The following is a 6,083-nucleotide window of genomic DNA, read 5'->3' as shown; positions in this document are numbered from 1 at the left end:
CCACCAGCCGCGCGAGCGGCAGGTGCGCCTGGCTGGCGAGCACGCGCGTGAGCGGCACCAGCAGGAACAGGCTCACGTCGTTGGTCACCAGCGCGGACAGGAACGCCGCGCTGGCGGTCAGCAGCAGCGCCAGGCTGCGCTGGCTGTGCGTGCGCGCGAGCAGGCGCTGCGCGGCGGCCTGCAGCATGCCGCTTTTCTCGACCCCCTGCGTGATCGCGAGCAGCCCCGCGAGCGCGCCCACGGTCTGCCAGTCGACCAGCCGGAGCCAGTCCATCGGCGCGCGCGGGCGCAGGAAGGCGAACAGCAGCGCGACGGCGGCCAGCAGCCACAGCAGGCCGTTGCCGCCGCCGTGTTCGGAGGGCGCGGCTGCCCGCGCCTGCGTTTCAGCGGCCGGCGAGTTCACGCAGTTCGCGCTTGAGCACCTTGCCGATCGCGCTGCGCGGCAACTCGTCAATGAACTGCAGCCGCGCCAGGCGCTGCGTCTTGCCGAGCTGCGCGTTGGCCCATTGCAGCAGCGCGTCCTCGGACGTGCCGTCACCCTCGCGGCGCACCACGAAGGCCACCGGCGTCTCGCCCCATTGCTCCGACGGCACGCCGGCCACCGCCACGTCGGCCACGGCGGCATGGCCGCGCAGCACGGCTTCGAGATCGCTCGGATAGATGTTGAAGCCGCCGCTGATGATCATGTCCTTCTTGCGGTCGAACAGCGTGAGGAAGCCCTCGGCGTCGAAGCGGCCGATGTCGCCTGTGCGGATGAAGCGCTTGCCGGCGGCGTCGAACCATTCCGCTTCGCGCGTCTTCTCGGGCTGGCGGTGGTAGCCGGTCATCATGCCGCCCGAATGGCCCACCACCTCGCCGGCCAGTTCGATGTTGGCACGCGGGATTTCGCGGCCCTCCTCGTCGATCAGGCGGATGTCGCTGCCTTCGGCCGGCTGGCCGACGGTGTGCAGCTTGTCCGGGTGCAGATGGGCTTCGAGGATGCAGGTGCCGCCGCCTTCGGTCATGCCGTAGAACTCGATCAGCCCGCCGGGCCAGCGCCCCAGCACGTCGGCCTTGAGCGCGGCGTTGAAGGGCGCGCTGGTGCTGAACTTGAAGCGGAAGGACGAGAGGTCGTGCGCATCGAAGCGCGGATGCGCCATCAGGCGCTGGTACTGCACCGGCACCAGCATCGTGTGCGTCACGCGGCGCTGCGCGGCCAGCTGCAAATAACCGAGCGCGTCGAACTTGGGCATCAGCACCACGCAGCCGCCGAAGGCGATGGTCGGAAAGAACACCACCAGCGTGGTGTTCGAATAGAGCGGCGTCGACAGCAGCGTGACGGTGTCGGGGCCGTAGCCGTACCTGGCGCCGCGCTGCACATGGGCCCAGCGCATGCCGTGGCCCTGCACGATGCCCTTGGGCTCGCCGGTGGTGCCCGACGAATAGATGATGTTGAAGGGCCAGGAAGGCTGCGTCTCGACGGCGCGCGGCTGCGTGCCCGCGGGGGCCAGCCAGCCCTCGAGGGCCTGCCCCGCGGCGGAGCCGTCGAGCGCCACGCGCGGGATGCCGCCTTCCTTCGCAGGGCCGACCACCTCGGCCGCCGAGGCATCGGTGAAGAGAACGCGCGCATCGGCATCCTCGATCATGCGAGCCAGGCTGGCCGGCGTGGAGCCGGGCGCCAGCGGCGCGACCGCGACGCCCGCGCGCAAGGCGCCGAGGAACACCGCCGCATAGTTCACCGAGGACGCCGCGCAGACCGCGATGGCATCGCCCGGCCCGAGGCCGTCGCGCTGCAGGGCGGCCGCGACGCGGTCCATCAGCGCGTCGAGCGCGCTGTAGTCCAGCGCCTGTTGCGCGTCCGCGAGCGCGGCGTGGCCGGGCGTGTGTTGCGCGTGGAGGCGAACCAGGTCGGCGATGGCGCCGAAGCCGCGCTCCATGGCGGCTTGAATGGCAGGGTGCGTTTGCAAAATTCGATCCTTCGTCTTGGCCAGACGGCAGGATAGCGAAGACCCCGGCCCGGCGGTGAGCCGCACGCGACGGGCGTGCGCCTACGCCGCGCGCAGCGTGCGGCGCGGCCGCCGCGCGGCCTTGTCCCGGTGCGCCCACTCGGCCTGCTCGATCAGTCGGCCGAGCTCGGCCACGGCCGGGCTGCGCTCCCCCGCATCGCCTTCGCCGTAGGCCAAGGTGAAGTCCAGCATCGGCAGCGCCGGCAGGCCATGGCGCTCGTCCAGCACCGCCATGCCGGGGCGCAGGTTGTCGCGCGTGAAGGTGGCCACGGCCAGGCCGCTCAGCGCGGCCGTGCGCAGGTCCTGCAGGCTGTGCGAGCTGAAGGCGCCGTGCCAGGGAATGCCGGCCTGGTTCAGCGCATCGATGCTGACCTGGCGGCACACGCAGGGCGGCGGCGAATAGGCCAGCGGCAGCGAGGCGCCGTCCGTGCGCTCGAAGCCCTCGGCCGCGGCCCACACCATCGGCAGGCGCCGCAGCAGCGTGCCCTCGACCTCGCCCGAGACCGACACCACCACCGCCAGGTCGAGCTCGCGCTCGCGCACCATCGTCGCCAGGTCGAGCGTCAGGCCCACGCTCACCTCCAGCCTCACGTTGGGGCAGCTGCGCGCGAACTGTTGCAGGAGCTGCGGCAGGCCCTCGCTCATGAAGCTCTCGGGCACGCCGAAGCGCACCGTGCCTTCGATCGGCGAGCAGCGGAAGTGCCGCGCCAGCGCGTCCTGCGCCTGCAGGATGCGCTCGGCATGGCGAAGAAAGTCTTCGCCGTCGGCGGTCAGGCGCAGGCGCCGCGTGGTGCGGTGGAACAGCGGGCGCCCGACCAGTTCCTCGAGCCGGCGGATCTGGTGGCTGACCGCCGATTGCGTCAGGTGCAGCTGCTCGGCGGCGCGCGTGAAGCCATTGGCGCGGTGGACGGCGGTGAAGGCTTGCAGGAGGCCGGTATCGAAGTTCATGGCCGCCAGATTAATGAAGTCGCTTCCTGAGTGGAAGTAAATTTAATCATTTGCCTAATGAAATCGGGGTCTTGAGAATGCCCCGGACCACCTACTTTCCCTTCACGTCCCCATGTCCTCTTCCCCCCGCCATCCCTCTCTCGCGCTGGCCGCCATCTGCCTGGCGGCGCTGATGTTCGGCCTGGAGATTTCCAGCGTGCCGATCATCCTGCCGGTGCTCGAAGCGCGGCTGCACGCCGGCTTCCGCGACCTGCAATGGATCATGAACGCCTACACCATCGCCTGCACCACGGTGCTGATGGCCACCGGCACCCTGGCCGACCGCTACGGACGGCGCCGCATGTTCGCGCTCACGGTGCTGGCCTTCGGCCTGGCCTCGCTGCTGTGCGGCCTGGCGCCCAGCACGCCGGCGCTGATTGCCGCGCGCTTCCTGCAGGGCATGGCGGGCGGCGCGATGTTCATCTGCTCGATTGCGATCCTGTCGCACCAGTTTCCGGACGGCCGGGCGCGCGGCCGCGCCTTCGCGATCTGGGGCGTGGTGGCCGGCATCGGCCTGGGGTTCGGGCCGGTGGTGGGCGGCGCGATCATTGCGCTGGCCAGCTGGCACTGGGTCTTCCTTGCGCACGTGCCGCTGGCGCTGCTGGGGCTGGCGCTGATCATGGCCGGCGTGGCGGAGTCGCGCGATCCGCTGGCCCGCCAGCAGAAGCTGGACCTGGCGGGCATCGTCACGCTGACCACCGCGGTGCTCGGGCTCACCTGGCTGATCACGCAGGGCGACAGCCTGGGCTGGAGCAGCCCGGCCGCGCTGGGCCTGATGGCCGCCACCGCGGCGGGGCTCGCGGCCTTCGTCGCGGTCGAGCGCTTCCATCCGCACCCGATGTTCGACTTCTCGGTGTTCCGCATCCGCGACTTCTCGGGCGCCATCCTCGGCTGCATCGGCATGAACTGCAGCTACTGGCCGTTCATGATCTACCTGCCGCTGTATTTCTCCGCCGGCCTGGGCTACGGCACGACCGCCGCCGGCCTGGCGCTGCTGGTCTACACGGTGCCCTTCCTCGTGATGCCGCCGATCGCGCAGTGGCTGCTGCTGCGCTACCAGGCGCGCTTCGTGATTCCCGCAGGCCTGTTCCTGATCGGCCTGGGCTTCATCGCGATGAAGTGGGGCAGCGGCCTCGCGCAGCTGGGCGGCTGGACGGTGCTGCCCGGTGCGCTGGTCGCCGGCATCGGCCTGGGCCTGACCACCACGCCCGCGACCAACATGACCACCGCCTCGGTGCCCGCGCACCGCGCCGGCATGGCCTCGGGCATGGACGTCAGCGCGCGCCTCATCTCGCTGGCCATCAACATCGCGGTGATGGGCCTGGTGCTGGTGGCGGGCATCCTGGCCGCGCTGCGGGGCTCGCTGGGGACGGCGCTCGATGCGGCGCGGCTGCGCGCATTGGCCGAGCAGCTCGCGGGCGGGGACGTGGCGGGGGCGCAGCAGGCGCTGGCGGCCACGCTGGCGGTGCCGGATGCTTCCGGTGCGCTCCTGCAGGCCGCCGTGACCCACGGCTTCGGATGGGTCATGCTGTACGGCGCGCTCGGCGCCTGGTTGACCGCGGCGCTCAGCTTCGCGGTGTTCGGCGGCCGGCAGGCTGCGTCCGTGCGGGACGCGTCACCGGGGATGGCCGGCGGGCGATAAGGCGCGCCGGCGGCCGTTTGTCARACGCCCGCGGCGTGCGCCTGCTGGTCCGCGTGGTAGCTCGAACGCACCATCGCGCCCACGGCCGCGTGGCTGAAGCCCATCTTGTAGGCCTCTTCCTCGAACATCTTGAAGGTGTCGGGGTGCACGTAGCGGCGCACCGGCAGGTGCGAGCCCGACGGCGACAGGTACTGGCCGATGGTCAGCATGTCGATGTCGTGGGCGCGCATGTCGCGCATCACCTGCAGGATCTCTTCGTCGGTTTCGCCCAGGCCCACCATGATGCCGCTCTTGGTCGGCACCTGCGGATGCAGCGCCTTGAACTTCTTCAGCAGGTTGAGGCTGAACTGGTAGTCGCTGCCGGGGCGCGCTTCCTTGTAGAGGCGCGGCGCGGTTTCGAGGTTGTGGTTCATCACGTCCGGCGGCGCGGCCTTGAGGATCTCGAGCGCGCGGTCGTCGCGGCCGCGGAAGTCGGGCACCAGGATCTCGATCTGCGTCATCGGCGAGAGCTCGCGGATGTTCGTGATGCAGTCGACGAAATGCTGGCTGCCGCCGTCGCGCAGGTCGTCGCGGTCGACGCTGGTGATCACCACGTACTTCAGGCGCAGCTTGGCGATGGTCTTGGCGAGGTTGAGCGGCTCGTCCTTGTCGAGCGGGTCGGGGCGGCCGTGGCCCACGTCGCAGAACGGGCAGCGGCGCGTGCACTTGTCGCCCATGATCATGAAGGTGGCCGTGCCGTTGCCGAAGCATTCGCCGATGTTCGGGCACGAGGCTTCCTCGCAGACCGTGTGCAGGTTGCTCTCGCGCAGGATCTGCTTGATCTCGTAGAAGCGCGTGGTGGGGCTGCCGGCCTTCACGCGGATCCATTCGGGCTTCTTGAGCACCTCGCCCTGCTGCACCACCTTGACGGGAATGCGCGAGAGCTTGGCCGCGGCCTTCTGCTTGGCGAGCGGGTTGTAGTTTTCGGCGCTTTGCGCGTCGCGGACGACTTCTGTGGTGCTCATTGGATTGCTAAGGCGCCAGGTAGGTGCCGAGCTTCTGGCTCAGGACCCGGGCAGCTTCTTCCCATGTGGTTTGGACCCCGATTGTAGAAAGATCGACCGTTTGCAGCCCCGCATAGCCGCAAGGGTTGATGCGCGAGAAGGGTTCGAGGTCCATCGCGACGTTGAGCGCCACGCCGTGGTAGGTGGCATGGCGGCTCACCTTGATGCCGAGCGCGGCGATCTTGCCGAGGCCGCGGAACGGGTCGCCGGCGGGCAGCGGGCCGGTCAGCGCGGCATGCGAAAAAGGATCGTCGAGTCGCACGTAGATGCCGGGTGCGCCCGCCACGCGGTGGCCCGTCACGCCGAAGTGGGCCAGCGTGCGCAGCACCGATTCCTCGATGCGGTAGACGTATTCCGCGGTGGCCCGTCACGCCGAAGTGGGCCAGCGTGCGCAGCACCGATTCCTCGATGCGGTAGACGTATTCC

5 protein-coding genes and 1 pseudogene are annotated in these 6,083 nt (G+C 70.0%); 1 reads left to right on the top strand and 5 read right to left on the bottom strand.

Annotated elements, in window-relative coordinates; translation table 11 throughout:
- The 3 genes from AC1DOC_RS15525 to AC1DOC_RS15515 all read right to left on the bottom strand — a co-directional run.
- Positions 1-403, bottom strand: a 403-nt coding sequence (locus AC1DOC_RS15525; RefSeq protein WP_478130043.1) for an SLC13 family permease, incomplete at its 3' end; no start/stop codon positions are given.
- Positions 384-1,916 (bottom strand): class I adenylate-forming enzyme family protein, encoded by a 1,533-nt coding sequence (locus AC1DOC_RS15520; RefSeq protein ID WP_015867642.1) that lies wholly within the window; start codon positions 1,914-1,916, stop codon positions 384-386. The genes AC1DOC_RS15520 and AC1DOC_RS15525, both read right to left, overlap by 20 nt.
- A 111-nt stretch (positions 1,917-2,027) precedes the next feature.
- Positions 2,028-2,933, bottom strand: a complete 906-nt coding sequence (locus tag AC1DOC_RS15515; protein WP_015867641.1) for a LysR family transcriptional regulator — start codon at positions 2,931-2,933, stop codon at positions 2,028-2,030.
- Positions 2,934-3,045: 112 nt separating this feature from the next.
- On the opposite strand from AC1DOC_RS15515, the gene AC1DOC_RS15510 reads away from it, so the two are divergent.
- Positions 3,046-4,614, top strand: coding sequence for an MFS transporter (locus AC1DOC_RS15510; protein WP_015867640.1), 1,569 nt, complete (start codon positions 3,046-3,048; stop codon positions 4,612-4,614).
- 20 nt (positions 4,615-4,634) lie between these two features.
- Here AC1DOC_RS15510 and lipA read toward each other — a convergent pair whose 3' ends face one another.
- Positions 4,635-5,618 (bottom strand): lipoyl synthase, encoded by a 984-nt coding sequence (gene lipA, locus AC1DOC_RS15505; RefSeq protein WP_015867639.1) that lies wholly within the window; start codon positions 5,616-5,618, stop codon positions 4,635-4,637.
- Positions 5,619-5,625: 7 nt separating this feature from the next.
- Positions 5,626-6,012, bottom strand: a pseudogene (locus tag AC1DOC_RS15500) (lipoyl protein ligase domain-containing protein); the annotation flags it as partial.
- Between the last annotated feature and the right edge of the window lie 71 nt (positions 6,013-6,083).

Source organism: Variovorax sp. 01T439_2 (assembly GCF_056398445.1).
This window is presented reverse-complemented; position numbering and strand designations above follow the sequence as displayed.

Coding starts and splice junctions, on each gene's coding strand:
- AC1DOC_RS15510 (WP_015867640.1), top strand. CDS start 3,046: ATGTCCTCTTCCCCCCGCCATCCCTCTCTCGCGCTGGCCGCCATCTGC.
- AC1DOC_RS15520 (WP_015867642.1), bottom strand. CDS start 1,916: ATGGAGCGCGGCTTCGGCGCCATCGCCGACCTGGTTCGCCTCCACGCG.
- AC1DOC_RS15515 (WP_015867641.1), bottom strand. CDS start 2,933: ATGAACTTCGATACCGGCCTCCTGCAAGCCTTCACCGCCGTCCACCGC.